Origin of the sequence: Arenibaculum sp., assembly GCF_035998295.1 — a bacterium.
Taxonomy (GTDB): Bacteria; Pseudomonadota; Alphaproteobacteria; order Azospirillales; family Azospirillaceae; genus DASYHS01.
This window is the reverse complement of the sequence record NZ_DASYHS010000067.1, coordinates 1-23,431: the sequence shown is the minus strand read 5'-3', so window position 1 is coordinate 23,431 and position 23,431 is coordinate 1. Positions and strand designations below refer to the sequence as shown.

31 protein-coding genes are annotated in these 23,431 nt (G+C 70.5%); 18 read left to right on the top strand and 13 right to left on the bottom strand.

The features are described 5' to 3' along the window. Window positions 1-336, top strand: a 336-nt coding sequence (locus tag VGO20_RS07125) for a DUF6925 family protein (protein WP_327501619.1), incomplete at its 5' end; no start/stop codon positions are given. Here VGO20_RS07125 and VGO20_RS07120 read toward each other — a convergent pair. Further along, window positions 337-1,527, bottom strand: coding sequence for an MFS transporter (locus VGO20_RS07120; protein WP_327501618.1), 1,191 nt, complete (start codon window positions 1,525-1,527; stop codon window positions 337-339). Continuing rightward, window positions 1,524-2,264: an SDR family NAD(P)-dependent oxidoreductase gene (locus tag VGO20_RS07115; protein WP_327501617.1), complete on the bottom strand. Its 741-nt coding sequence runs from the start codon at window positions 2,262-2,264 to the stop codon at window positions 1,524-1,526. Before VGO20_RS07115 ends, VGO20_RS07120 begins: the two co-directional genes overlap by 4 nt. Before the next feature lie 98 nt (window positions 2,265-2,362). Between VGO20_RS07115 and VGO20_RS07110 the strand changes: the two genes are divergently transcribed. Beyond that, complete coding sequence (locus VGO20_RS07110; RefSeq protein ID WP_327501616.1) at window positions 2,363-3,043, top strand: TetR/AcrR family transcriptional regulator; 681 nt, start codon at window positions 2,363-2,365, stop codon at window positions 3,041-3,043. Here the strand turns inward: VGO20_RS07110 and VGO20_RS07105 are convergent. Beyond that, window positions 3,022-4,170 (bottom strand): peptidoglycan-binding domain-containing protein, encoded by a 1,149-nt coding sequence (locus VGO20_RS07105; protein ID WP_327501615.1) that lies wholly within the window; start codon window positions 4,168-4,170, stop codon window positions 3,022-3,024. The two genes, VGO20_RS07110 and VGO20_RS07105, sit on opposite strands and share 22 nt — an antisense overlap. Window positions 4,171-4,309: 139 nt before the next feature. On the opposite strand from VGO20_RS07105, the gene VGO20_RS07100 reads away from it, so the two are divergent. The 4 genes from VGO20_RS07100 (at window position 4,310) to VGO20_RS07085 (ending at window position 6,827) form a co-directional block, all read left to right on the top strand. Then, complete coding sequence (locus VGO20_RS07100; RefSeq protein ID WP_327501614.1) at window positions 4,310-4,495, top strand: hypothetical protein; 186 nt, start codon at window positions 4,310-4,312, stop codon at window positions 4,493-4,495. Between the two features lie 163 nt (window positions 4,496-4,658). Continuing rightward, window positions 4,659-4,886: a hypothetical protein gene (locus tag VGO20_RS07095; RefSeq protein ID WP_327501613.1), complete on the top strand. Its 228-nt coding sequence runs from the start codon at window positions 4,659-4,661 to the stop codon at window positions 4,884-4,886. Next, window positions 4,858-5,292, top strand: coding sequence for a MarR family winged helix-turn-helix transcriptional regulator (locus tag VGO20_RS07090; protein ID WP_327501612.1), 435 nt, complete (start codon window positions 4,858-4,860; stop codon window positions 5,290-5,292). The genes VGO20_RS07095 and VGO20_RS07090 overlap by 29 nt, the downstream gene beginning before the upstream one ends. Window positions 5,293-5,429: 137 nt before the next feature. Beyond that, window positions 5,430-6,827 carry a sensor histidine kinase gene (locus tag VGO20_RS07085; RefSeq protein WP_327501611.1) on the top strand — a complete coding sequence of 466 codons (1,398 nt, stop codon included), beginning with the start codon at window positions 5,430-5,432 and terminating at the stop codon, window positions 6,825-6,827. Window positions 6,828-6,867: 40 nt separating this feature from the next. Here the strand turns inward: VGO20_RS07085 and VGO20_RS07080 are convergent, their stop codons facing one another. From VGO20_RS07080 to soxR, 9 genes are all read right to left on the bottom strand, one after another. Then, window positions 6,868-7,221, bottom strand: a complete 354-nt coding sequence (locus VGO20_RS07080) for a histidine triad nucleotide-binding protein (protein WP_327501610.1) — start codon at window positions 7,219-7,221, stop codon at window positions 6,868-6,870. Beyond that, window positions 7,221-7,589 (bottom strand): phosphoribosyl-ATP diphosphatase, encoded by a 369-nt coding sequence (locus tag VGO20_RS07075; protein ID WP_327501609.1) that lies wholly within the window; start codon window positions 7,587-7,589, stop codon window positions 7,221-7,223. Before VGO20_RS07075 ends, VGO20_RS07080 begins: the two co-directional genes overlap by 1 nt. Beyond that, a complete protein-coding gene (hisF, locus tag VGO20_RS07070; protein WP_327501608.1) occupies window positions 7,582-8,355 on the bottom strand; it encodes an imidazole glycerol phosphate synthase subunit HisF in 774 nt (257 codons plus the stop codon). The genes VGO20_RS07075 and hisF overlap by 8 nt, the downstream gene beginning before the upstream one ends. After that, window positions 8,355-9,086, bottom strand: coding sequence for a 1-(5-phosphoribosyl)-5-[(5-phosphoribosylamino)methylideneamino]imidazole-4-carboxamide isomerase (gene hisA / locus VGO20_RS07065; RefSeq protein WP_327501607.1), 732 nt, complete (start codon window positions 9,084-9,086; stop codon window positions 8,355-8,357). Before hisA ends, hisF begins: the two co-directional genes overlap by 1 nt. After that, entirely contained in the window at window positions 9,083-9,643 is a 561-nt protein-coding gene (locus VGO20_RS07060) for a GNAT family N-acetyltransferase (RefSeq protein ID WP_327501606.1), read from the bottom strand. The genes hisA and VGO20_RS07060 overlap by 4 nt, the downstream gene beginning before the upstream one ends. After that, window positions 9,640-10,284, bottom strand: coding sequence for an imidazole glycerol phosphate synthase subunit HisH (gene hisH / locus VGO20_RS07055; protein ID WP_327501605.1), 645 nt, complete (start codon window positions 10,282-10,284; stop codon window positions 9,640-9,642). The genes VGO20_RS07060 and hisH overlap by 4 nt, the downstream gene beginning before the upstream one ends. Before the next feature lie 13 nt (window positions 10,285-10,297). Continuing rightward, complete coding sequence (hisB, locus tag VGO20_RS07050) at window positions 10,298-10,921, bottom strand: imidazoleglycerol-phosphate dehydratase HisB (protein WP_327501604.1); 624 nt, start codon at window positions 10,919-10,921, stop codon at window positions 10,298-10,300. A gap of 71 nt (window positions 10,922-10,992) precedes the next feature. Beyond that, the gene (locus tag VGO20_RS07045; RefSeq protein WP_327501603.1) at window positions 10,993-11,340 is read right to left on the bottom strand and encodes an MmcQ/YjbR family DNA-binding protein; all 348 of its coding nucleotides are present in this window, start codon (window positions 11,338-11,340) and stop codon (window positions 10,993-10,995) included. A 25-nt stretch (window positions 11,341-11,365) separates the two neighbouring features. Further along, window positions 11,366-11,827 carry a redox-sensitive transcriptional activator SoxR gene (gene soxR, locus VGO20_RS07040; protein ID WP_327501602.1) on the bottom strand — a complete coding sequence of 154 codons (462 nt, stop codon included), beginning with the start codon at window positions 11,825-11,827 and terminating at the stop codon, window positions 11,366-11,368. A gap of 89 nt (window positions 11,828-11,916) precedes the next feature. Here soxR and VGO20_RS07035 point away from each other — a divergent pair, with 89 nt between their 5' ends. The 6 genes from VGO20_RS07035 to hslU all read left to right on the top strand — a co-directional run bounded on the left by VGO20_RS07035 (window position 11,917) and on the right by hslU (window position 17,627). Continuing rightward, window positions 11,917-12,462, top strand: a complete 546-nt coding sequence (locus tag VGO20_RS07035) for an NADPH-dependent FMN reductase (RefSeq protein ID WP_327501601.1) — start codon at window positions 11,917-11,919, stop codon at window positions 12,460-12,462. Then, a complete protein-coding gene (locus VGO20_RS07030) occupies window positions 12,459-13,388 on the top strand; it encodes an ABC transporter ATP-binding protein (protein WP_327501600.1) in 930 nt (309 codons plus the stop codon). The genes VGO20_RS07035 and VGO20_RS07030 overlap by 4 nt, the downstream gene beginning before the upstream one ends. After that, window positions 13,385-14,146, top strand: a complete 762-nt coding sequence (locus VGO20_RS07025) for an ABC transporter permease (protein WP_327501599.1) — start codon at window positions 13,385-13,387, stop codon at window positions 14,144-14,146. The genes VGO20_RS07030 and VGO20_RS07025 overlap by 4 nt, the downstream gene beginning before the upstream one ends. A gap of 86 nt (window positions 14,147-14,232) precedes the next feature. Then, window positions 14,233-15,651 carry a S1C family serine protease gene (locus tag VGO20_RS07020; protein WP_327501598.1) on the top strand — a complete coding sequence of 473 codons (1,419 nt, stop codon included), beginning with the start codon at window positions 14,233-14,235 and terminating at the stop codon, window positions 15,649-15,651. A gap of 70 nt (window positions 15,652-15,721) precedes the next feature. After that, entirely contained in the window at window positions 15,722-16,279 is a 558-nt protein-coding gene (hslV, locus tag VGO20_RS07015) for an ATP-dependent protease subunit HslV (RefSeq protein WP_327501597.1), read from the top strand. 34 nt (window positions 16,280-16,313) lie between these two features. Continuing rightward, complete coding sequence (hslU, locus tag VGO20_RS07010; protein WP_327501596.1) at window positions 16,314-17,627, top strand: ATP-dependent protease ATPase subunit HslU; 1,314 nt, start codon at window positions 16,314-16,316, stop codon at window positions 17,625-17,627. 33 nt (window positions 17,628-17,660) lie between these two features. Here the strand turns inward: hslU and VGO20_RS07005 are convergent, their stop codons facing one another. Continuing rightward, a complete protein-coding gene (locus VGO20_RS07005) occupies window positions 17,661-18,425 on the bottom strand; it encodes a S24 family peptidase (protein WP_327501595.1) in 765 nt (254 codons plus the stop codon). 194 nt (window positions 18,426-18,619) lie between these two features. On the opposite strand from VGO20_RS07005, the gene VGO20_RS07000 reads away from it, so the two are divergent. From VGO20_RS07000 to VGO20_RS06975, 6 genes are all read left to right on the top strand, one after another. Further along, window positions 18,620-19,015, top strand: coding sequence for a hypothetical protein (locus tag VGO20_RS07000; RefSeq protein WP_327501594.1), 396 nt, complete (start codon window positions 18,620-18,622; stop codon window positions 19,013-19,015). A 239-nt stretch (window positions 19,016-19,254) separates the two neighbouring features. Then, window positions 19,255-19,737 carry a hypothetical protein gene (locus VGO20_RS06995; RefSeq protein ID WP_327501593.1) on the top strand — a complete coding sequence of 161 codons (483 nt, stop codon included), beginning with the start codon at window positions 19,255-19,257 and terminating at the stop codon, window positions 19,735-19,737. 92 nt (window positions 19,738-19,829) lie between these two features. Continuing rightward, a complete protein-coding gene (locus VGO20_RS06990) occupies window positions 19,830-20,768 on the top strand; it encodes a phage tail tube protein (protein ID WP_327501592.1) in 939 nt (312 codons plus the stop codon). 91 nt (window positions 20,769-20,859) lie between these two features. Continuing rightward, window positions 20,860-21,246: a hypothetical protein gene (locus VGO20_RS06985; RefSeq protein ID WP_327501591.1), complete on the top strand. Its 387-nt coding sequence runs from the start codon at window positions 20,860-20,862 to the stop codon at window positions 21,244-21,246. A gap of 20 nt (window positions 21,247-21,266) precedes the next feature. Further along, window positions 21,267-21,620, top strand: coding sequence for a DUF1799 domain-containing protein (locus VGO20_RS06980; RefSeq protein ID WP_327501590.1), 354 nt, complete (start codon window positions 21,267-21,269; stop codon window positions 21,618-21,620). After that, the coding region (locus VGO20_RS06975; protein ID WP_327501589.1) for a phage tail length tape measure family protein at window positions 21,617-23,431 on the top strand (1,815 nt) is incomplete at its 3' end. The genes VGO20_RS06980 and VGO20_RS06975, both read left to right, overlap by 4 nt.

Below are 23,431 nucleotides of genomic sequence, written 5' to 3'. Positions count from 1 at the left end.
GTCCCCGCCGGCTGGGCCCCGCTGCTGCACCTGCACCCACCCCATCCGCAACGCGACGCGCTGGGACGCGGGACGCCGTTCGCGCGCCGGCACTTCGACGCCTTCGCAGCGGTGCTGGACCGGTTCGGCGACCCGGCCCTGCTCGCGGTCAAGGGCAGGGTGACCGACGCGGTCCGGCGCGGCCTCGGCCCCGAAGCGCTCGCGCCGCCGGACGGGCGCCATGCCCGGGCCGCGGTCCGGGTGGCGCTGCGCCAGATGCTGGCGACGGACGGCCGCGGCCCCGTCCTCGACGCCTGGCGCGCGGCCTTCGACCGCTCGTCCCTGCGCGCGGGCTGATCAGCCCGCCGGCCGGACGCGCGGCGCGCGCAGGCCCACCAGCACGGCGAGGCCGAACGCGAGGACGGCCGGCATGGCGCCGGCAAGGCCGACATTCACGATCCCCCAGCGCTCGACCGCCCATCCGCCCAGCGCGGCGCCGCAGGCGATCCCCAGATTGCTGGCGGATATGTTGAGGGACATGGCGAAAGCCGGCGCCACCGATCCCGCCAGCATGACGCGGACCTGGCACAGCACGAAGGCGGCGGCATGGGCCGCGCCCCAGACGGCGAGAAGCGGCACCGCCAGGACCGCCTGCGCCCCGGCGGCCGGCACCGCGGCCATCGCCAGCGCCAGCACCGCGGCGACGCCGGCGGTCGCCGCCGTCGGGCCGCGGTCGACGACGCGGCCGGCGGCCCAGTTGCCGGCCAGTCCGGCGATGCCGAAGCCCATCAGGGCGAGGCCGACGCCCTCCGCGCCCAGGCCGAAGACCGTCTCGAGATAGGCGGCCAGATAGGTGTAGGCGGCGAACGTCGCCGCGAACAGAGTGGCGGACAGCAGCAGATGCGCCGGGAACCCGGGCTGCCGGAACAGCCCCACCTGCCCACGGACCGGACGCCGGTCCGGGCCGCCCATGTCCGGGAAGGCGGCTCCGACCGCCAGCGCCGCGAGCGTCGCCAACGCCGCCAGACCGAGGAAGCTCGCCGGCCATCCGGCGCGGCCGGCGAGCGCTACGCCCGCGGGCACCGCCAGCACCAGCCCCGCGACGACGCCGGCGTTGATGCCGGCGAGCGCGCGCCCCTCGCGGCCGGGTCCGGCCAGCCCCACGACGGCCACGCCGGCGACGCTGACGAAGACCGGCAGGACGGCTCCCTGCACCACCCGCACCGCCAGGACGACGGCATGGCCCGGCGCCAGCACGCAGGCCAGGTTGCCGGCTGCGAAGACCAGCAGGACGGCCACCAGCACCCGCCGCGGCCGTATGCCCCCGGCCGCGATGGTGAGCGGCGGCCCCAGAAGTGCGGCCGAGACGGCGAACCAGGAGACGTAGGCCCCCGCCCCCGCCAGGGAAACGCCCAGGTTCCGGGCCATCTCCGGCAACAGGCCGACGACGATGAACCCCGTGGCGACGATGACCGCCGCCGCGAAGGCCGCGACCGCGACGCTGCGGCCGGAGGCCGGCGCCGCCCGGGACCCGGGCGCGCCGCTCATGCGTTGGTGCCGCCGTCGATCGTCAGCTCGGCGCCGGTGACGGAGCGGCTTTCGGCGCTCGCGAGCCAGGCTACGAGGCTGGCGACGTCCTCGGCCTCGGCGAAGCGGGGGATCGCCATCAGGCTGCGCTGCCCGTCGGCGAGCGGCCCGGTGGCGGGGTTCATGTCGGTGTCGGTCGATCCCGGATGGACGATGTTGGCGGTGATCCCCCGCGGGCCGAGGTCGCGTGCCATGCCCCTGGTCAGCCCGATCAGCGCCGCCTTGCTGAGCGCGTAGAGGCTGATCCCCGGGCGCGGCACGCGGTGGGCCAGGTTGCTGCCGATCGAGATGATGCGCCCGCCCTCGCCCATGCGCGCCGCAGCCGCCCGGGATGCCGCGAACACGGCGCGCACGTTGACGGCGACCGTCTCGTCGAAGTCCTGGAGCGTCAACGCCTCCAGCGGCCCGGCCACGAGGATGCCCGCATTGTTGACGAGCACGTCGATGCGCCCGAACGCGGCGACCGTCGCCTCCACGGCCGCCTCTACCGCCCCGGCGTCGGTATTGTCGGCCGGGATCGCGAGGCCGCGCCGGCCCATCGCCTCGATGTCCGCGACGACCGCGTTCGCCTTGTCGGCCGAACGGGCATAGGTGAGAGCCACGTCGGCCCCGTCGCGTGCCAGCCTGCGGGCGATCGCCGCGCCGATGCCGCGGCTGCCGCCCGTCACGAGCACCGCCCTGCCGTTCAGTCCAGTCATGGGAAACCTCTTTTTTGTATTGATCGATACAGAAATCTCACAGGCTTGCCCGCGCTGGTCAAGTGAATTATATATCGATCATCACAGAAAGGGATCCGATGGCGGAAAGAGGCCGGCCGCGCAGCTTCGACCGCACCGTGGCGCTACGGCGCGCGATGGAGGTGTTCTGGGCCAAGGGATACGAGGGGGCGTCGCTCGCGGACCTGACGGGCGCGATGGGCATCAATTCACCCAGCCTCTACGCCGCTTTCGGCAGCAAGGAGGCCCTGTTCGGGGAGGCGGTCGCCCTCTACGGCGAGACCGAGGGCACGGCGATCTGGCACGCGATCCCCGAGGCGCCGACGGCCCGCGAGGCGATCCGGCGCTTCCTCGAGGCCACGGCCGAAGCCTTCAGCGCTCCGGGCAAGCCACCCGGCTGCCTCATCGTGCTCGGCGCGCTGCACGCAGGCGAGGCCAGCACCGGGGTATGCCGGGACCTGCGGGCCCGGCGCGCCGGCAACGTCGAGACACTGCGCGCCCGCTTCGAGCGCGCCGTCCTGGAGGGCGAGTTGCCGATGGGCTTCGACTGCACCGCCGCCGCGACCTTCTACGCCACCGTGCAGCACGGCATGTCGATCCAGGCACTCGACGGCGCCGCACGCGAGGCGCTCCTGGCGGTCGCGCGCGGTGCCATGGCGGCCTGGGACGGACTGGTATCGTCAGCCGGCCCCAGAGGAGCGCCCCGGGGGGCGCCCCAGGAAGCGTCCGGGGCCGGAACTCAGCGCGGTTCGGACTGCTGAGGCGTCTGGAAGCTCCGGCCGAAGCCTTCGAGAATCTGCCCCGCCAATCCCTCCGGCGTCAGCGGCGTGGGCTGCTGCTCCGGCGCCTGCGCGGTCTCGCCGTTCTCGGCCCGGAGCGCCTGCAGGAGCCCCACCGTCGGCCGGCCGGTCACCGGAAGGCCGCGGTCGCGCTCGTAGCGGCGGATCGCCTCGGCGGTCCGCGTCTCGGAAGGCTGGCCGGCCGGGCCGGTATCGTAGCCGCGTTCCTCCAGCAGGAACTCGACGTGCCGGATCAGCTCCTCGCGGTCCATGCGCTCCAGGTCGCCGCGCGTGAGTTGATCGGTCTGCGGCATGCTCTGCAGCCGGGCGAGGAGGTCGGGGCTGGGCCGGCCGGTGACCGGGACGCCCGCCTGCTCCTGGAACGAGGCGATCGCGTCGCGGACCTTCGGCCCGTAGACGCCGTCCTCGGGCCCAACGTCGTAGCCGCGCTCGGCCAGCTCGCGCTGGATGCCGGGGACGAGGCGCCGCTCCTCGGACGTGAGCGGCTCCTGTCCGGCCGTGTCCCAGCCGCGCTGCGATGCCGGCCCCTCGACATCGGCGGCCGTGCCCTCGACGTCGATGTCGAGGGCGGTGAACAGCCGCCGGGTGAGCTGACCGGTCACGGGCCAATCCTGCGCGCGCTCGAAGGCGCGGATCGCTGCGCGGGTCTCCGCATCCAGCTCGCCGGTGACCGTGCCGACGCCGTAGCCCATCTGCCGCAGCGAGTGCTGGACGTCGGCGACCAGATCCGATTCGCCCTGCGGCAGGCGCGCAAGGTCCGGCGATGGTGCCGGCCGGTGCGCCAGGGCCGCGGCCTGGGTGTCCTCCGCGCCGGTCAGGCGGGCGAACAGGCTCGGGCTCGGCTCGCCGGTCGGGCGCAGCCCGGTGTCGATCTGGTAGTTGGTGATGGCCTGACGGGTCTTGCCGCCCATCGCGCCGTCGACCGGCCCCGGATCGTAGCCGGCGGCCCGTAGCGCGCGCTGGAGGGCGGCGATCGAGTAACCGGGCACCACGACCCTCTCGTCGGTGGAGAAACGGTCTGCCTGGGCGTGGGCGATGCCGGCGGCCGGAAGCGCCAGAGCCAGGGCGAGTACGGATGCTCGAAGCATGGTCAAGCTCTCCCGTTGAAAAAGGTGACTTTTCCAACACCGGGCGACGGGCGGCCGTTCCCACCGCGGTTTCGCTCTTGACCCGATACATCCTATGTCGGATGTTTTGCGTTCACGCATGCTTTCCCGGAAACCTGCCATGAACCCCATCCGCCATCTGTTCGGGCGCCGGCGGCCGAGGCCGCCCGAATTGCCGGACCTGCCGCCTTACCTGCTGCGCGACATCGGCCTGCTGGACGATCCCGCCTTTTCGCTGTCCGAATCCATCCGACCTTGCAACAAACCCGTTTACGTGAACATCGCGCTCGGGCACCTTTACCGGTGACCGGCGCGGACCGACCCGCGCTCCATCAACCGTTTCCAGGAGGACGCCATGGGCATGTCCGATTTCCGATTCCTTCGAGGCTCCGGTGCCTACCGCCGCCGTCCGCAAGCCCCCGCGGGGATTCCGGAACCATCGCACCCATGCTTCCTGAGGAAACGTCAGCATGCGCAGCCTCTACCTGGCCCTGCCGGGCGGTCCTAAGCTCTATGTCGAACATGCGGGTTGGACCCGGGCCCGAGGCAATGCCTTCGAGGTCCGCCGCGAGAACGGCGAGCTGCTGGTCTGGCTCGGTCGCCTGCACGTCATCTATACGCCGGGGCGCTGGCGCCCGGCACGGGACCGGTCGCGGGGAGGACCGCTAGATGGCGGCAAGCGCCCATACCGCTTCTGATCGCGCGCTTCCCGACGAGGTCGCGACCCTGATCCGCGTGCTGGAGGCGCTGCGGGGGCTGGACCCCGACATGCCGATCCAGTACGCGCTGTCCTTCCTGACCGTGGCGCGCCACGAGGGCCTGTCGATCCGCGAGCTGTCCGAACGCCTCGGCATCGCCCAGAGCTCCGCGTCCCGCAACGTCGCGGCGCTCAGCCGCTGGCACAGCTTCGGCAAGCCCGGCCACGACCTCGTCCAGGCCGAGGAGGACCCGCGCGAGCGGCGGCGCAAGATCGTCACCCTGACGCCGAAGGGGCGCGCCCTGGTCGAGGAGCTGCGCGCCATCGTCTCGCGTCCAGGCGTCTCGCGTCCAGGCGTCTCGCATCCAGGCGTCGCGCGACCGGGCCGCCGCGACGGCGGCGCATGACGGCCTCCTGAGCTTTCCGCAACTCCTGACCACAACGTCCGGGATCGCTTCCCGCGTACGCTGTTGTCCCGATGCCCCTTTCGTCGCCCCGCGGGAAGGTGGCCGGGACGGTTCCGCAGGGGTCGGGAATGGTGACGGTGAAGCGGCTCCCACGCGAGGTTCTCGATAGCGTACTGACTTTCATCGCGGTGCTGATGCCCGACGGGCGGGTGGTCCATGCGAACCGGAACTGCTTCGAGGTCTCGGGCGTGTCGCCGGCCGAAGTCCTGGGGCGGCACTTCGCGGAGACGCCCTGGTTCAGCTACTCTGCCGAGGCGAGTGCCCGCGTCAGGGACGCGGTGGAACGCGCACGGCGCGGCGAGAGCTCGCGTTTCGAGATCGACGCGATGCTGTCCGGGGGCCGGCTCCTGCCGCTGGAGTTCGCGTTGGCCCCCATGGCGAGCGCCGGACGGCGGGCGGCCCGCCTCGTGGCCTCCGCCATCGACGTGTCCGACCGCCGGCGCGCCCAGTCCGAGGCGTCGCAACGCGAGGAGCGCCTCGCCTTCGCGCTCGCCTCCTCCGAGGCCGGCGCGTTCGACGTCGATCTGGACACCGGCCGGACCATCTTGTCCGACGGCAACTACCGCCTGTACGGATTCGCACCCGGCGCCGAGCCGCCCGGTCCCGACGAATGGGTGCGGCGCCTGGTCCATCCCGACGACCGCGACCGGGTCTCGCGCAGCATGGCCCAGTTCGTCGAACGGCGCGCGAACCAGTTCCGGCTGGAGTTCCGCATCCTCTATCCCGCCGGCGCCCCCTCCGGCAGCGTCAAATGGCTGCTGGCGCAAGGCCGCATCGATTATCGAGCCGACGGCAGGCCCGCGCGCATTTCCGGCATCAATGCCGACGTCACCGAGCGCAAGCGCGTCGAGGAGGCGTTGCGCGACTCCCTGCGCGAGAAGGAGATGCTGCTGCGCGAGGTCCATCACCGCGTCAAGAACAACATCCAGGCGATCTGGGGCATGGTCCAGATCGAGGCTCAGCGCCTGAAGCACGTGGCCCCCGCGCGCGAGCGCTTCGAGGCGATCGCCCACCGCCTCGAAGCGCTGGGCCGGCTGCACCAGCACCTCTACCGTTCCGAGGATATCTCGATGGTCGACCTGGCGGCATATCTCGACGAGCTTGCCCGCGACGCGATCGACATGCACGGCGGCTCGGCCGAGATCGCCCTGGAGACGGAGCTGGCATCGACGCATTGCGACATCGACACCGCACTGCCGGTCGGCCTGATCGCGAGCGAGTTGATCCACAATGCGCTCAGGCATGCCTTTCCCGACGGCCGCGGCGGGCGCGTGCGCATCGAACTGCGGGGATCGCGCGACCGGTTCGAGCTGGTCGTCGCCGACGACGGCGTCGGCCATGCCGGACCGGACAGGCCCGACGGCATCGGCATGCTCCTGGTCCGGGCGCTGGCGGCGCAGATCGAGGCGCGCTGGGACGTCGAGCACGACGGCGGCACGCGCCACCGGCTGTCGGTCGGCAACGGCGGCGGATGACCGGCCGCGCCCCAACTCCGGTCGCCCCCAACTCCGGTCTTTACAGCATCCGTCCGAGCCGGCGGCCGGCGAAGATGTGGACGTGAAGATGCGGGACCTCCTGGCCACCCTCCTCGCCGATGTTGCTGAGGATGCGGTAGCCGGGCTCGGCCACGCCGAGGTCGCGCGCGACCTTGCCGACCGCGCGCACGAGGGCGGCCTGCTCGGCTTCGGACGCGTTCGCCGAGAAGTCGTCGAAGGACGCGTAGGGGCCCTTCGGGATCACCAGCACGTGGACCGGAGCCTGCGGCTGGATGTCGTGGAAGGCGAGCGTGTGCTCGTCCTCGTGGACCTTCTTGCACGGGATCTCGCCGCGCAGGATGCGGGCGAACACGTTGTTCGGATCATAGGCCATCAGTCGTCCCCGTCCGTCGGTTTGCGTGCCTTCTTCTCCGCGATGCCCGAGACGCCCTCGCGGGCGCGCAGGATGGCGTAGACCTCCTCCGGCTCGATGCCGGCATCGGCCCACAGCACCAGCAGATGGTAGAGCAGGTCCGCCGATTCCGCGGCCAGCGCCGCGCGGTCGCCGCGCAACGCCTCGATCACCGCCTCAAGGGCTTCCTCGCCGACCTTGCGCGCGATCACGGCCGTGCCGCGCCCCAGCAGCTTCGCGGTGTAGGAGCTCTGCGGATCGTCGCCCCGGCGCGCGCGCACCGTCTCGAACAACTGGTCGAGGACCTCGGCGCCGGCGGGAGCGCCGGGTACGGCGCCGCGCTCAGCCATGGGCCGGGCCAAGCCGCATCGGGATGCCGGCCGCCGCCATGTGGGCCTTCGCCTCGCGGATCGAGAACAGCCCGAAATGGAAGATCGAGGCCGCGAGCACGGCGGTCGCGTGCCCCTCGCGGATGCCGGCGACCAGGTGGTCGAGCGCTCCGACCCCGCCGGAAGCCACGACCGGGATGCGCACCGCGTCCGCGACGGCCCGCGTCAGCCCGAGGTCGAAGCCGGACTTGGTCCCGTCGCGGTCCATGCTGGTCAGCAGAATCTCGCCCGCCCCGCACTCGGCCATGTGCCGGGCCCATTCGACGGCGTCGAGGCCGGTCGGGGTACGGCCGCCATGGGTGAAGATCTCCCACCGCCCGGGCGCCGCCGCCTTGGCGTCGAGGGCGACGACGATGCACTGGCTGCCGAACTTCTCCGCCGCCTCGCGCACGAACTCGGGCCGCTTCACGGCCGCGGTGTTGATCGAGACCTTGTCGGCACCGGCCAGCAGCAGCCTGCGGATGTCCTCGACGGTGCGCACGCCCCCGCCGACCGTCAGGGGCATGAACACCTGCTCGGCGGTGCGGCGGACCATGTCGTGCAGCGTGTCGCGCGCCTCGACGCTGGCCGTGATGTCGAGGAAGGTCAGCTCGTCGGCCCCTTCCGCATCGTAGACGCGCGCCTGCTCGACCGGGTCGCCGGCATCGACGAGGTCGACGAAGTTGACCCCCTTGACGACCCGGCCGTCCTTGACGTCGAGGCAGGGGATCAGGCGCATCTTCAGCATCAGGCGTTCCCCGCCAGCACGGCCAGCGCCTCGGCCGGGTCGATGCGCCCGTCGTAGAGCGCGCGGCCGCTGATGACGCCTTCGATGCCCGACTGCTCCTGCGCCTTCAGCGCCCGCAGGTCGGCGATCGAGGACACGCCTCCGGACGCGATGACCGGCGTCGTCAGCGCGAAGGCCAGGTCGGCCGTCGCCTCGACGTTGACGCCGCCCATGGCCCCGTCCCGGTTGATGTCGGTGTAGACGATCGCGGCCACTCCGGCGTTCTCGAACCGGAGCGCAAGGTCGAGGGCGCGGACGTCCGAGCTCTCGGCCCAGCCCTCGACCGCGACGTAGCCGTCGCGGGCGTCGATCGAGACCGCGATCCGCCCGGGGAACTCCCGGCACGCCGCGTGCACGAGGCCGGGGTCGCGCAGCGCGACCGTGCCGAGGATCACGCGCGCCACGCCGCGCGCGAGCCAGCCCTCGATGGTGGCGAGGTCGCGGATGCCGCCGCCGAGCTGGACCGGCAGGTCGACCGCCGCCAGGATCGCCTCGACCGCGGCGGCGTTCACCGGCCGGCCGGCGAAGGCGCCGTTCAGGTCCACCAGATGCAGCCAGCCGAAGCCCTGGTCCCGGAACGCACGCGCCTGGTCCGCGGGATCGGTGTTGAACACGGTCGCCTGGTCCATTTCCCCGCGCAGCAGGCGGACGCAGGCCCCGTCCTTGAGGTCGATGGCAGGGTAGAGGATCATGGCTGGGTCTCTGAAGGAAGCTCCGAGCGGGTCAGGTCCTTGAAGAAGTAGTGGCCGGAGATGATCCGCCCGTGGACCACGGCATAGCAGGGGTTGGTCCCCCAGCGCCGGAAGCCGAGCCGCTCGTACAGCGCGATCGCCGCGGTCTGCGTCTCGCGCACGTCCAGGTTCAGCACCGAGTAGCCGAGCGCCCTCGCCTCCTGCTCGACCGCGACCGTCAGCATGCGCGCCAGGCCGTGCCCGCGCGCCCAGGGGACGACGAAGCTGGTGGTGAGCGTCGCGGCGAAGGCCTGCGCCTCGTTGTTCTTGGCGGGGCGGACGAGTTGCGCCGAACCTGCGACGACGCCGTCCAGCCGGCCGATGAACAGGCGGCGCTCCGGCACGATCAGCACGCCGCGCCAGTACCGCTCCAGCACGTCCCGGGGCGGCGGGTCGACCCAGCCGAAGCCGCCGCCGTCACGGATCGCGAGGTCGGTCGCCTCGCACAGGTCGTTCAGGTCCGAGCCCCGGAACCGGGTCACCTGCTCGACGCTGGTCTCCGCCGCGATCCCGGTCATGGCCGCCAGCGCAGGAAGTTGGCGATCATGGCGAGGCCGGTGGCCTGGCTCTTCTCGGGATGGAACTGGGCCCCGACCATGGTATCGCGGCCGACCACGGCGACGACCTCCCCGCCGTAGTCCACCGTGGCCAGCACATGGGCCGGATCGGTGACCCGGAACCGGTAGCTGTGGACGAAATAGGCATGGCTTCCCCGGGCGATGCCGGCCAGGACGGGATGGTCCGGGGCTCGCGGCACGAGGTCGTTCCAGCCCATCTGCGGGATCTTGAGCGATGCGTCGTCCGGCTCCAGCGGCACGATGTCGCCGGGTATCCAGCCCAGTCCGGGATGCTCCCCGTGCTCGAGCCCGCGCTCGGCCATCAGCTGCATGCCGACGCAGATCCCGAACAGGGGGACCGCGCGCCGGATCGCCGCGTCCTCCAGCGCCTCGACCATGCCCGGCACGGCCGAAAGGCCGCGGTGGCAGTCGCGGAACGCGCCCTGGCCGGGCAGTACGATGCGGTCGGCGGAGCGCACGCGCCCGGCGTCGGACGTGACCTCCACCGAGGCCGCGATCCCGGCGTCCCCGGCCGCGCGCTCGAACGCCTTCGAGGCGGAGCGCAGGTTGCCGGACCCGTAATCGACGACGACGATCCTCATCGGCCCCGCACTCCTAGAGCGACCCGCCCAGCACGCCCTTGGTCGAGGGCACGGCGTCGGCCTTGCGGGGGTCGATCTCGGTCGCGGCCCTGAGCGCCCGGGCCAACGCCTTGAAGCAGCTCTCCACGATGTGGTGGTTGTTCTCCCCGTACAGCGTCTCGACATGCAGCGTGGCGCCGGCCGCCTGGGCGAAGGCCTGGAACCATTCGCGGAACAGCTCCGTGTCCATCGCGCCCAGCTTGTCCCGGGTGAAGGCGACCTTCCAGACCAGATAGGGCCGGTTCGACAGGTCGAGGGCGACCCGCGTCAGCGTCTCGTCCATCGGCACCAGCGCGTCGCCGTAGCGCCGGATGCCCCGCCGCTCGCCGAGCGCCTGGGCGACGGCGGCGCCGATCGCGATCCCGGTGTCCTCGGTCGTATGATGGAAATCGATGTGGAGGTCGCCTTCCGCCTTCACCGTCAGGTCGATCAGGCTGTGGCGGGAGAGCTGCTCGAGCATGTGGTCGAGGAAGCCGATCCCCGTCGACACGGAGTAGCGTCCCGTCCCGTCGAGGTCGACCGAGACCTCGACCCGGGTCTCGTTGGTGACGCGCCGAAGGCTCGCCCGGCGCGCGGAAGTCGTCTGGTTGGCGTCCATCGGCGCGTTGTAGCAGACCCGTTCCGGCCACGCCAGCCCGAGCGGGCCCGAGTCGGCGCGGGTGGGTGGCGTTACCCGGCCGCGGCCGCGAGCCGCTTCGGCGCGACCAGGGAGTAGCTGCGCCGGACGATGGCCGCCACCTCGTCCCAGTCCGGCCCGCCGTCGAGGCGCATGCCGACCCACCCCTTGGGGCCGACATAGGGCGGCACGAAGAACCGCTCCGGGTCGGCGCCGACCAGCACCGCCTGGCTGCCGGGCGGCGCCTTGCACCACAGCGCGACCGCTTCCCCGTCGAGCGTCTCCATCGCGAAGATCCGCTCGCGCACGCGGTAGGTGGCACGGCCCCAGGTCTCCTTCTCGACCGCTTCGGGAAGCGCGAGGCAGATCGCGCGCAGGCGGTCGCTCGGCCGGTCGGACATGATGCGTCTCCTCTTCTGAACGGGCTCACTCCGGGTCGAGCAGCCTCGGCCCTGGCCCCTGCTCGGACAGCTCGTCCCAGGGGTTGCGCAGCGGGCATGCCTCCATCGACAGGCAGCCGCAGCCGATGCACCCGTCGAGCTGGTCGCGCAGGCGGGTCAGCCGGGCGATCCGGTCGTCCAGCTCGCCGCGCCACCGGGCCGAGAGCGTGCGCCAGTCCGCCGCCGTCGGCGTGCGCTCGTCGGGCAGCGCCGACAGGGCCTCGCGGATCGAGGCCAGCGAGATGCCGGTGCGCTGCGCCACTTTTATGATCGCGACGCGGCGCAGCACGTCGCGCGCGTAGCGACGCTGGTTGCCTGCGTTGCGCCGGCTCGCTATCAAGCCCTTGGACTCGTAGAAATGAATCGCGGAGACCGCCACGCCGCTGCGGGCGGCCACCTCGCCCACGCTGAGTTCCCGGGGAAACCGTTTCGGATCGAGCCTGCCCATCGTTACCGCGTCTTTCCGCTTGACCTGGAGTTAACTTCAGGTCTTAGCGTTCCCCACCTCGAAGCGCAACACCGAGGAGCACGACCTCCATGAGCGACCCACTCCATGTCGCCCTGATCTACGGCAGCACGCGCGAAGGTCGCTTCTGCGACACCGTCGCACGCTGGGCCGCGGCCGAGATCGAGACCGCGGGCGGCTTCACGCTCGACGTCGTCGACCCGGCGGCGGACGCCGGCACGCCGGAGCTGCACCGCCGCCTCGCCCTGGCCGACGCCTTCATCGTCGTCACGCCCGAATACAACCACGGCTACCCGGCGCCCCTGAAGGCCCTCATCGATTCGCTGTCCCGGGAATGGCATGCCAAACCCGTCGGCTTCGTGTCCTATGGCGGGGTCTCGGGAGGCCTGCGCGCGGTCGAGCAGCTCCGCCTCGTGTTCGCGGAGCTGCATGCGGTGACGATCCGCGACGCCGTCAGCTTCGCGCATGCCCGGGAGCGGTTCGACGCCGACGGCCGGCCCTCGGACGGCGAACGGTCGCGCCGGTCCATGGGACGGCTGCTGGCGCAGCTGCGCTGGTGGGCGCGCACGCTGCGCGACGCGCGCACCGCCACCCCCTATGCCGAGGTGGCGGCATGACGCACCCCGTCATATCGATCTCGGGCCTGACCAAGACCTACGCGTCGGGCCATCGGGCGCTGAAGGGCGTCGACCTCGATATCCGCCGGGGCGAGATCTTCGCCCTGCTCGGGCCGAACGGCGCCGGAAAGACGACGCTGATCGGTATCGCCTGCGGCATCGTGAACCCGACCTCGGGCACCGTGCTGGCGGACGGCCACGACGTGGTCCGGGAATACCGGGCCGCGCGCTCGAGGATCGGCCTCGTGCCGCAGGAGCTGACGGTCCAGCCCTTCGAGACGGTGTGGGACACGGTGACCTTCAGCCGCGGCCTGTTCGGCTACCCGCCGAGCCCGGCGCACATCGAACAGCTGCTGAAGGACCTGTCGCTGTGGGACAAGCGCGACAGCAAGATCATGGCCCTGTCCGGGGGCATGAAGCGGCGCGTGATGATCGCGAAGGCGCTGTCCCACGAGCCCGAGATCCTGTTCCTGGACGAGCCGACCGCCGGCGTCGACGTCGAGCTGCGGCGCGACATGTGGGAGCTGGTGCGCCGGCTGCGCGCCCGCGGCGTCACGATCGTGCTGACCACCCATTACCTGGAAGAGGCCGAGGAGATGGCCGACCGCATCGGCGTCATCCGCAAGGGCGAGCTGATCCTGGTCGAGGAGAAGACGGCGCTGTTCGCCAAGCTGGGGCGCAAGCGGCTGAACCTGCGCCTGCGCGAGCCGATGGCCGCCGTCCCCCCGCAGCTCGCGGACTGGCGCCTGGAGCTGGCGGACGGCGGCGCCGGGCTGGTCTGCACGTTCAGCGCCGACGAGGACCGGACGGGCATCCCGACCCTGATGAGGCGGCTGGCCGAACTCGGGATCGAGTTCGACGACCTCGACACCCGCAGCAGCTCGTTGGAGGAGATCTTCGTCGATCTCGTGAGGGAAACGGCATGAACGTCTACGCGATCCGCGCCATATACCGGTTCGAGATGGCGCGCGCGATGCGCACCCTCGGCCAGACCATCGTCTCGCCGGTGATCTCGACCTCGCTCTATTTCGTCGTGTTCGGGTCCGCGATCGGCTCGGCTATGGCCGAGATCGACGGCGTCAGCTACGGCGCCTTCATCGTGCCGGGGCTGATCATGCTCTCGGTGCTGACGCAGAGCATCTCGAACGCCTCCTTCGCGATCTATTTCCCGAAGTTCACCGGCACGATCTACGAGCTGCTGTCGGCACCGGTCTCCACGCTGGAGACCGTGATCGGCTATGTCGGCGCCGCCGCGACCAAGTCGGTGGTCCTGGGCCTGCTGATCCTCGCGACGGCAGCGCTGTTCGTCCCGCTGGAGATCCGGCACCCGGTCTGGATGGTCGCCTTCCTGGTGCTGACGGCGGTCACCTTCAGCCTGTTCGGCTTCATCATCGGCATCTGGGCCGAGGGCTTCGAGCGGCTTCAGTTCGTCCCGACGCTGATCGTGACGCCGCTGGTGTTCCTGGGCGGCACCTTCTACTCCATCGACATGCTGCCGCCGTTCTGGCGCACCGTGACGCTGTTCAACCCGGTGGTCTACCTGATCAACGGCTTCCGCTGGAGCTTCTACGGCAGCGCCGACGTCGCGATCGGCGTCAGCCTGGGGATGACGCTGGCCTTCCTCGTCCTGTGCCTCGCCCTGGTCGCCTGGATATTCAGGACCGGGTACCGGCTCAAGACGTAGCTCCCCGGCACCGGCGACCCGGTTGTCCGTCCTGCCATAGTAGGATAACGTCACCACCTGCACGCATTGGCTGCATGGAGCTGGTGATGAAGGACGTATGGTCGCGGCTGCTTCGGGCCGTTCGCTCTGCGGGCGTCCCGGCGGCGCTGCTCCTCCTGTCGGCGGCCTGCGGGATGGCCGCCTGCGGAATGGCCGTCGACCGGGTGCCGACGGCGACGCCGCTGCCGGTGCCGCCGGACGTCCGCCCCGTGCCGTTGCGCCTCGGGCGGGTCGAGTTCGCGATTCCCCGCGGCACCCGGATCGGCGACCACGGGGCGCTCGACGCCGGGCTCGAGTGCTTCGGCGACAGCGGCGTCCTGACCTGGACCGCGGGCCGGCTGCCGATCGAGAAATGGGAGTTCACGGCCCTGTTCCACGCCGAGCTGGCGGCGGCCGGCTACGACGTGGTCGGCGGCGGCCTGGCCCCGCGCATCCCCGGCGAGGAAGAGGAGGAGGACGCCGAGGAGATGCGGGCCGAGCTGTCCGTCACCGCGCGCGTCGTCGAGCTGAAGATGAAGCAGTGCCGCGTCTCCAACGTCCTGCCCGCCCTCGTCGCCTGGCTCGTGCCGGTCGATACCGGCATCAAGGGCGAGGCGAGCGTCGCCGTCGAGTGGATCGTCTATTCCCGGCTCGACCGCAAGGTCCGTCTGCGGACCCGGACCCGCGGCTGGGGCGAGATCGGGACCCCGACCCCGGACGGCGCGCTCCTGATGATCCAGAACGCCTTCGCGGCGGCCGCCGCCAACCTGCTGGCCGATCCCGGCTTCCGGACGGTGGCGTTGGAGGAGGTGCCCGACCCCGCCGCCCCGGCGCTGGTACCGCGCGACGACGGCCCCGCCGCGCCGGTCGAGGGACCGCTGCTGCTGCCGGGCCTCCCGGAATCCGAGGGTGCCGCCGACCTGGACCGGGTGCGCGCCGCGACCGTCGTCGTCTCGGCGGGGGTCGGCCACGGCTCGGGCGTCCTGGTCGGCACGCGGGGTTGGCTGCTGACGAACCGCCACGTCGTCGGCGAGGCGGAGAAGGTGCGGGTGCTCCTGCCCGACGGCACCGGGCTGGTCGGCCGGGTGGAGCGGCGGCACGCCGCCCGCGACGTGGCCGTCGTCAAGGTGCCGGTTCCGGCCGGAGGCCTGCCGGCGCTGCCGATCCGCATCCGCCCGCTCCAGGTCGGCGAGGAGGTGTTCGCGGTCGGCACGCCGCTGCGCCAGCTGCTCGCGGGCACGGTGACCCGCGGCATCGTCTCCAGCTTCCGGCGCGCGCGCCTGACGCGTCTGCCCCTGATCCAGGCCGACGTGTCGATCAACGGCGGCAACAGCGGCGGCCCGCTGGTGGACGGGGCGGGCAACCTCGTCGGCCTCACGGTCGCCGGTTACCGCGCCGGGGAAGGCGGGGGCGACATCGGGCTCAATCTCTTCATCCCGATCGCCGACGCGCTCGCCAAGCTGGAGGTCGAGCTGGTCGATCCTTGATCGGGGCGCGCCTGCTCCCAAATGTGCGGGAACGGCGCACGGCGGCCGTTCCCCACCTCGAAGGCATTCCATGAGCCAGCACGACCCGATCCAGTGGCACGGCACGACGATCCTTTCGGTCCGCAAGGGCGGGCAGGTGGTGATCGCCGGCGACGGCCAGGTCTCCGTCGGCCAGACCGTGATGAAGTCCAACGCCCGCAAGGTGAGGCTGCTCGGCGGCGGCGGGGTGATGGCCGGCTTCGCCGGAGCCACGGCCGACGCGCTGACCCTGTTCGAACGGCTCGAAGGCAAGCTCGAGCAGTACCCGAACCAGCTCGCCCGCGCCTGCGTCGAGATGGCCAAGGACTGGCGCACCGACCGCTATCTGCGCCGCCTCGAGGCGATGATGGCCGTCGCCGACCGCAACGTCAGCCTGGTCCTGACCGGCAACGGCGACGTGCTGGAGCCCGAGGACGGGCTGATCGGCATCGGCTCGGGCGGCTCCTACGCGCTGGCGGCGGCGCGCGCGCTGGTCGACCTGCCCGACCTCGACGCCGAGGCGGTCGCCCGCAAGGCGATGCGCATCGCCGCCGGCATCTGCGTCTACACCAACGAGAACGTCACGCTGGAGAAGCTGGCCGCGGCATGATGCCCCGGCGGCCCCCCGCACCGGAAACCGAACCATGACCTCCTTCAGCCCCCGCGAGATCGTCTCCGAGCTCGACCGCTTCATCGTCGGCCAGCACGACGCCAAGCGCGCGGTCGCGATAGCGCTGCGCAACCGCTGGCGCCGCCAGCAGCTCCCCGAAGGGCTGCGCGAGGAGGTGCTGCCCAAGAACATCCTGATGATCGGGCCGACCGGCGTCGGCAAGACCGAGATCGCGCGCCGCCTCGCCCGCCTCGCCCAGGCGCCGTTCCTCAAGGTCGAAGCGACGAAGTTCACGGAAGTGGGCTATGTCGGCCGCGACGTCGAGCAGATCGTCCGCGACCTGGTCGAGATCGCGATCACGATGACCAAGGACCGCCTGCGCAAGGAGGTCGCCGCCAAGGCGGAGCTGCACGCCGAGGAGCGCGTGATCGACGCGCTGTGCGGCAACACCGCCAGCCCCGAGACGCGCCAGAAGTTCCGCAAGATGCTGCGCGAAGGCGTCCTCAACGACCGCGAGATCGAGATCCAGGTCGCCGACAGCGGCATGGGCGGGCTGCCCACCTTCGACGTCCCGGGCATGCCCGGCGCCCAGATGGGGATGCTCAACCTCAACGACATCTTCGGCAAGGCGTTCGGCGGCCGCACCAAGACCCGGCGGATGAACGTCTCGGAGAGCTATGTCGTGCTGATGGCGGAGGAATCCGACAAGCTGCTCGATCAGGAGAAGGTCGTCGCCGAGGCGATCCAGTCGGTCGAGCAGAACGGGATCGTCTTCCTCGACGAGATCGACAAGATCTCCGCGCGTTCGGAGAACCGCGGCGGCGCCGACGTCTCGCGCGAGGGCGTACAGCGCGATCTGCTGCCCCTGATCGAGGGGACGAGCGTCGCGACCAAGCACGGCACGGTCAAGACCGACCACATCCTGTTCATCGCGTCCGGCGCCTTCCACCTCGCCAAGCCTTCCGACCTGCTGCCCGAGCTGCAGGGCCGCCTGCCGATCCGGGTCGAGCTGAAGGCCCTGACGCAGGAGGACTTCCGCCGCATCCTGACCGAACCCGAGGCCAGCCTGATCAAGCAGTACAAGGCGCTGCTGAAGACCGAAGAGGTCGACCTCGACTTCACCGAGGACGCCATCGACGAGCTGGCGCGCCTCGCGGCCGAGATCAACGGCTCGGTCGAGAACATCGGCGCGCGCCGCCTGCACACGGTGATGGAGCGCCTGCTGGAGGAAGTCAGCTTCAACGCTTCGGAGATGGGCGGCCGCACGGTCGCCGTCGATGCCGACTACGTCCGGCGCCACGTCTCCGACCTGGCCAAGAACAGCGACCTGTCGAAGTTCATCCTGTGATGCGGGAGGCTGCCGCCCCGGCCCGGCGGCGGCTCATATCAGCCCGCCGTGCCAGCAGACCTGGCCGACGACGCGCAGCCGGGCCGCCTCGTGGCCCTCGAGGACGATGGGCTGGTAGCGGGGGTTGTCGCTGATGATCGTCAGCGATCCGGTGATGGGATTGCGCTGGATGCGCTTGACGATCAGGTCGCCGTCGGCGGACAGCGCGTAGATCGCGTTGTCCTTGACCTTGTTCTCCGAGAAGTCGACCAGCAGCAGGTCGCCGTCGGAGATCGTCGGCTCCATCGAATCGCCCATCGCCTCGATCAGCCCCAGATGCGCGGGGTTGCGCCGCAGGCGGTGGCGAACCCAGTCGGACTTGAAGGCGAGGTGGTCGACCACCTGCTCCGAATGGACCAGCGCGCCGCCGCCGGCCGCCGCCCTCACCTCGTAGCGGGGCAAGAGGACGAACTCCGGTCCGAGCTGGTCGGCATGCGCGAACATCGCGATGCCGCGGGGATCCTCGAAGCCCGCCTCCATCTCGTATTTCAAGGCGGCGGGCTCCTCGGCCTGCGCGGCCACGGGGTCGGACGGCGCCGCCCGCCGCCCTGTCGCGAGCCACTCCACCGACACCCCGCCGGCGGCCGCCAGCGCGACGAGCCGCGCGCGCGACGGGTCGCTCTCGCCTCGCCGGTACTTCGCGATCACCCCTTCCGAGAGACCCGAGGCGCGAGCCAGCGATGCGGCGCCGCCGGCCCGTTCGACGAGCACGTTTATGCGATCAACGAAAGCCGGATCGAGATCCAATCCCACGTTCATGCTCCCCACTGCAGCCGTGTGATCCTTCTTCTCCGGACCATTGTCTTACCCGGCTTGAATCGTTTGTTCTTCTACGAACGTAGCGCGCTTCACGCCCCTGCGCAAGCTCGGCAGCACGTTCGTAATTGACAGACGCCTTCACATACGTGACTATATTCTTCACGTTCGTGAAGTCCATGGAGAGGTTGATGCCGATGACGCCGTCCGCCCCGCCCCCAAGACCCGCTCCGGCGCCCCTGCCCGAGATCGACAGGCGGGGCTGGCCGCCGCTCCTGGCCGAGATCGCGGCACTCACCTCGCCCGAGGTGGCGCTCAGGCTGGTCGCGCGCTTCGGCGGGGTCACGTGCTACTTTCCGAAGCGCCCGAAGCCCGGCCACGTGCTGGTCGGCGTGATCGGGCTCGACGCCGCCAGGATGCTCGCGGGGCGTTTCGGCGGCACCTCGCCGGAGATCCCCGTGCTGACGACCCGGCACCAGCTCAAGCAGGCCATCGTGGAGGCGGAAGGCGGAACGGCGGAGATCGCACGCGATCTCGGCTGCTCGGCACGCTACGTCCGCATGATCCGCAACTCCGGACGCGCCTCCGCCTGACGCGGCGCTCCACGGCAACGACACCCGGACGGGCCGGCGGAGAAATCCGCCGGCCTTTTTCGTTGCGCGCAGCCTGTCCGCACCGGAAGTCCTTCCGGATGATCATCCTAATCCGTTCTGGCTAAGTTCTCTCCATCCGAACGGGCTAGCAAGCCCGGCACCGCGATCGAGGGACAGACAGTGGCACCGCGCCTTCCCCATTCCGCCTCCGCCTCGCGAGCCGCTCCGGGAGCCACCCGATGAGCAGGCTCGCCCAGATCCGCGCCGCCATCCTCGACGTGCTGAACTCCATTCCCGAGATCGGCCGCGTACACGACCGCCAGCGCCATGCCGTCAGCGATACTGACCTCCAGGCCCTCCATGCCTGGCCCGAAGGCGACCCGGCGGCCCGTGTACGCGGCTGGTACCTGCGGCGCGTCGCCACCCGCGACGCATCGCCCACGCTCGGCCGCCGGATCGTCACCCATAGCTGGCGGATCACCGGCCTGGTCGAGATCGACGACGCCGGGGCGAGCGAGATCGTGCTCGACGGCCTCGTCGAGGCGATCCGCGCCGGCCTCGCCGCCGACGAGACGCTGGGCGGCAGCATCCTCGGCTCCGTCGCGGAGCCGGACGGCGAGACCGCCTCCGGCGCCCTGGTCGAGGCCGGAGAGCCCGCGGCGTTCGCGGGCATTCCCTGCCACCGCGTCGACCTCACGCTCCACACCCGCCACGTCGAGTAGCCGACACCGATCCCCTTTCTTTCCAGCGTGCCGGAACCTCCGGCCCAGCCCACCCGCCGGCCGAGGCCGGTTCCAACCAGGAGAAGACGTTCATGCTGAAATGGCGCAAGAAGGTCATCACGGCCAAGGTCGAAACAAGCTATGGGGCCGACGCGGCACCGACCGGAGCGGCCAACGCCATTCTGGCGACCAAGGTCCAGCTGACGCCGATCGAAGGCCAGGAAATCACCCGCGAACTCGAGCGGCCCCACTTCGGCGGCCAGCCCCAGATCCTGGTCAACAAGCACGTGTCGCTGCAGTTCGAGGTCGAGGCGGCCGGCTCGGGCGCCGCGGGGACGGCGCCCGCATACGGCCCGCTGCTGCGTGCCTGCGCCCTGTCGCAGACCCTCGACGCGACCCCGGGAAGCGAGAAAGTCGTGTACCGGCCGGTGTCCGAAGGTCACGAGAGCGCGTCGATCCACTTCAATCTCGACGGCACGCTCCACCAGCTCCTCGGAGCCCGCGGAAACGTCACGCTGCGGGTCCAGGCCGGGCAGATCCCGAAATTCGTCTTCTCCTTCAAGGGGCTCTTCGTCGCCCCCTCGGCGACGGCCCTTCCGGCGGCGGACTTCAGCGCGTTCATGGACCCCCAGGAGATCTCGGACGCCAACACCCCCGCCTTCACGATCGACGGCTACCAGGCGGTGATGCAGGAGTTCGAGCTGGATCTCGCCAACCAGGTCGAGGGCCGCTTCCTCGTCGGCCAGGAGGCGATCGTCATCACCGACCGCCAGACCCGGGGCAGCTGCAACATCGAGGCACCGGCGCTCGGCACCAAGGACGTCTTCGCGCTGGCGACCTCCCACGCCCGCGTGCCGCTGTCGCTCGTCCACGGCTCGGGGGCCGGCAACGTGATCGAGATCACGGCGCCGGAAGTCCAGCTCGGCCGCCCCGGCTACACCGAGGTCCAGGGCATCGCGCACCTGACGACGCCGCTCATCTTCGCGCCGACGGATGCCGGCGACGACGAGGTCACCATCACCATCCGCTGAGCCGGCCGCTGAGCCGGCGGCCGGTCCGCCCGCGGGCGGACCGGCCGCGCCCCTGGACACGCTTTAACACTCGATCACGGAGACATTTCCCATGTTCGTCCTTCGCCGCGAAGAGACATACGAGTTCCCCGTCGATGCCAAGGTGCCGAACGCCCGCATCCCCGGCCAGCACGTCGTCCACCGCTTCCACGCCGTGTTCCGGTCGCTGCCGGTCGAACGGTCCCGCGCCCTCCTCAAGGCGGCCGATCAGGCGCAGCTGCGCGGCGAACAGTGGACCGGCGACAAGGACATGATGCGCGAGGTGCTCGCGGGCTGGCGCGACGGCGAGGTCAAGGGCGAGGACGGCCAGGACCTGCCGTTCACGGAGGAGAACCTCGAGGCGATGCTCGACAACCCCTTCGCCCTGGCGGCCCTGACCGAGGCCTACCGCCGCAGCATCTCCGGCGAGCAGGTGCAGGCGCGCAAGCGGGGAAACTGATCCAGGCCGCGCGCGCCTGGGTGCGCGGCCCACCGGCGGCGATCGACGAGGACGACCTCCACGACATCCGCCGGCTCGGCGCGTCGGACGACGACTTGGCGGCGCTCGCGGAACGGACCGCCGCACGAGACCGGACCGGCGTCCCGGTATGGCCGGAGAACTGGCCGGTGGTGCTGGCCTTCTGCGCGGTCGCCACCCAGTGGCGGACGGTTTGGGTCGGCGGACTGGAAGGAGGCGGGCTGATGCGTACCGGACTGGACTACGAGGGCGTGCGCGCCGGCCTGGCGATGCTGGGCATCGAGGTCACCCCCGACCTCGTGCGCGGCCTGCAGGTGATGGAGCACGCGGCCTTGGAGGCATGGAGCGAGAGATGAGCCAAGTGGTGGGCATGACCCTGGTCGCGGATGTCGGTGCCATCCGCGCGGGCAGCGAGGAGCTGAGGAGGCTGCGCGACGACGCCGAGCAGGCCGCTCGCGCCGCCGCCGGCGCGGGGCTGCGCCTTGCGGAGTTGGCCGGTGCGGCCGAGGACGCCACCCGGGACCTCCTCGGGCTGAACCGGCGGACGGCCGAGGCGGCCCGGGGCGCGGCCGAGCTGGAGCAGCGGTTCGCCTCGGCGGCCCGCGCCGCCCGCAGTTTCCAGCAGCAGGCGGAGCAGCTCGACCGTGCGTTGAGAACCGGGACGATCGGCCAGAACCACTACTACGCGACCCTTGCCAGGGCACGGACCGCCTACGAGGAGGCGGCGGCCGGCGCCCGGCAGTTCGGGGCCGCGAACGAGAACGTCGTTTCGTCGCTCTCCGAAGGCATCAAGCCGTTCACGGACCTCTTACAACAGGGTACCCAGATCATCGAAACGTTCGGTGCCGTCCGGAATCTCGTCAGCAGGATTCCGCCAGCGGTTCTGCCGTTGGGGATGGCGGTAGGTACGGTGGCCACGGGGGTGGGCGTGCTGGTCGCCGCCAACCAATCCTATCGATCGTCTCTCCAAGAAGTAGAGATGGCTACTCGGTCATTTGGAGGGGCGACAGGCCTGTCGCTCAGTGATCTTGAGGCGATCGCACAAAGGGCCGCAGAGGCTGGGGGAATCTCTGTACGCACGGCCCGCCAGATCCAGGCCGATACGCTCCGAACGGGACAGATCGGCGGAACCGTACTTGAGGGATTGATTTCTCTCTCGAAAGATTATGCGACAGTAACTGGCCAGAATTTGGACAAAAGCTCGGTGGATCTTGCCAGAATATTTGCAGATCCATCCAGAGGATCCTTAGAATTACAGCAGAGTTATGCGTTTCTCGACACGCAATCACTTCAGCTCATCCGAACTCTGACAAGCCAAGGCAATACGACAAGAGCACAAGAGATACTGCTCGATCGTTTCGGTCGTCACATTCGGAATCTCGCCAAGAACGATGTGCCATCTCTGGCAAGCGCCCTTGAATACGTAAGACGAGCATCAAGCAACGCCTTCGATGCCCTCGGGCAGGTGACAACACTGGAAACAACCAGTCAAGCTATTGCCCGTCTGGAGAGGGAGCGGCAGCAGCTCTTGACCGGACAAGAGTTGGAGAAACAGCGACTGGCCGGGGAGACCGGCGGTCAGCCTATCCCACCAGAACATGTTCCGATCGATGCTCGTTATGCCTCTCATGCCAGCATCGATTTCCAAGACAAGCTGCAGCAGAACAATGCGGAGCTGCAACCTCTCTGGCGCGAGCGTGCTCAGGCAAGAGAGCAGGCTGCGCTGGTGGGACAGAACGTCAGGGATCGGCGGGCCGATGCCGCTGCGATTCACCTTGGCCAACAAGCACATCCTCTGCAAACGCCCAATACCGACGCCTCCTTGGCATTGCAACTCGAGCGCGTCACCAACGCGCGTACGACACTGAGGACTGAGACCGAGAAGGCCGTCAAGCTGGCGAAAGAGGAAACCGCGGCGGCAACCATGCTCGGGCTGGAGCGCGACAGGTACCTCGCCCGGGCTCGTACCGAGATCGAACTGTCGGGCCAGTTGCTGACCAACAAGGAACGCAGGGAGCGCCTGGACGCTGCCGAGGCCCTGGCGACCGCCGCCCATACCCAGGCGCTCACGCAGCTGACGCATCAGCTCGACTTGCAGGCAACGGCCCAGGAGCGTCTGGCCGAGGCGGCCGGGCAGGGCGAGGCCGCCATGCGCCAGGCGGCCATC

Bases quoted from the DNA above. Each gene is read 5' to 3' on its own strand.
- hisF (WP_327501608.1), bottom strand. From the start codon at position 8,355: ATGCTGAAGATGCGCCTGATCCCCTGCCTCGACGTCAAGGACGGCCGG.
- VGO20_RS07115 (WP_327501617.1), bottom strand. From the start codon at position 2,264: ATGACTGGACTGAACGGCAGGGCGGTGCTCGTGACGGGCGGCAGCCGC.
- VGO20_RS07095 (WP_327501613.1), top strand. From the start codon at position 4,659: ATGCGCAGCCTCTACCTGGCCCTGCCGGGCGGTCCTAAGCTCTATGTC.
- VGO20_RS06990 (WP_327501592.1), top strand. From the start codon at position 19,830: ATGCTGAAATGGCGCAAGAAGGTCATCACGGCCAAGGTCGAAACAAGC.
- VGO20_RS06995 (WP_327501593.1), top strand. From the start codon at position 19,255: ATGAGCAGGCTCGCCCAGATCCGCGCCGCCATCCTCGACGTGCTGAAC.
- VGO20_RS07120 (WP_327501618.1), bottom strand. From the start codon at position 1,527: ATGAGCGGCGCGCCCGGGTCCCGGGCGGCGCCGGCCTCCGGCCGCAGC.
- hisH (WP_327501605.1), bottom strand. From the start codon at position 10,284: ATGAGGATCGTCGTCGTCGATTACGGGTCCGGCAACCTGCGCTCCGCC.
- VGO20_RS07080 (WP_327501610.1), bottom strand. From the start codon at position 7,221: ATGGCCTATGATCCGAACAACGTGTTCGCCCGCATCCTGCGCGGCGAG.
- hslU (WP_327501596.1), top strand. From the start codon at position 16,314: ATGACCTCCTTCAGCCCCCGCGAGATCGTCTCCGAGCTCGACCGCTTC.
- VGO20_RS07020 (WP_327501598.1), top strand. From the start codon at position 14,233: ATGAAGGACGTATGGTCGCGGCTGCTTCGGGCCGTTCGCTCTGCGGGC.
- VGO20_RS07075 (WP_327501609.1), bottom strand. From the start codon at position 7,589: ATGGCTGAGCGCGGCGCCGTACCCGGCGCTCCCGCCGGCGCCGAGGTC.
- hslV (WP_327501597.1), top strand. From the start codon at position 15,722: ATGAGCCAGCACGACCCGATCCAGTGGCACGGCACGACGATCCTTTCG.
- VGO20_RS07090 (WP_327501612.1), top strand. From the start codon at position 4,858: ATGGCGGCAAGCGCCCATACCGCTTCTGATCGCGCGCTTCCCGACGAG.
- VGO20_RS07005 (WP_327501595.1), bottom strand. From the start codon at position 18,425: ATGAACGTGGGATTGGATCTCGATCCGGCTTTCGTTGATCGCATAAAC.
- hisB (WP_327501604.1), bottom strand. From the start codon at position 10,921: ATGGACGCCAACCAGACGACTTCCGCGCGCCGGGCGAGCCTTCGGCGC.
- hisA (WP_327501607.1), bottom strand. From the start codon at position 9,086: ATGATCCTCTACCCTGCCATCGACCTCAAGGACGGGGCCTGCGTCCGC.
- VGO20_RS07060 (WP_327501606.1), bottom strand. From the start codon at position 9,643: ATGACCGGGATCGCGGCGGAGACCAGCGTCGAGCAGGTGACCCGGTTC.
- VGO20_RS06985 (WP_327501591.1), top strand. From the start codon at position 20,860: ATGTTCGTCCTTCGCCGCGAAGAGACATACGAGTTCCCCGTCGATGCC.
- VGO20_RS07035 (WP_327501601.1), top strand. From the start codon at position 11,917: ATGAGCGACCCACTCCATGTCGCCCTGATCTACGGCAGCACGCGCGAA.
- VGO20_RS07045 (WP_327501603.1), bottom strand. From the start codon at position 11,340: ATGTCCGACCGGCCGAGCGACCGCCTGCGCGCGATCTGCCTCGCGCTT.
- VGO20_RS07105 (WP_327501615.1), bottom strand. From the start codon at position 4,170: ATGCTTCGAGCATCCGTACTCGCCCTGGCTCTGGCGCTTCCGGCCGCC.
- VGO20_RS07110 (WP_327501616.1), top strand. From the start codon at position 2,363: ATGGCGGAAAGAGGCCGGCCGCGCAGCTTCGACCGCACCGTGGCGCTA.
- VGO20_RS07025 (WP_327501599.1), top strand. From the start codon at position 13,385: ATGAACGTCTACGCGATCCGCGCCATATACCGGTTCGAGATGGCGCGC.
- VGO20_RS07030 (WP_327501600.1), top strand. From the start codon at position 12,459: ATGACGCACCCCGTCATATCGATCTCGGGCCTGACCAAGACCTACGCG.
- VGO20_RS07100 (WP_327501614.1), top strand. From the start codon at position 4,310: ATGAACCCCATCCGCCATCTGTTCGGGCGCCGGCGGCCGAGGCCGCCC.
- VGO20_RS07000 (WP_327501594.1), top strand. From the start codon at position 18,620: ATGACGCCGTCCGCCCCGCCCCCAAGACCCGCTCCGGCGCCCCTGCCC.
- soxR (WP_327501602.1), bottom strand. From the start codon at position 11,827: ATGGGCAGGCTCGATCCGAAACGGTTTCCCCGGGAACTCAGCGTGGGC.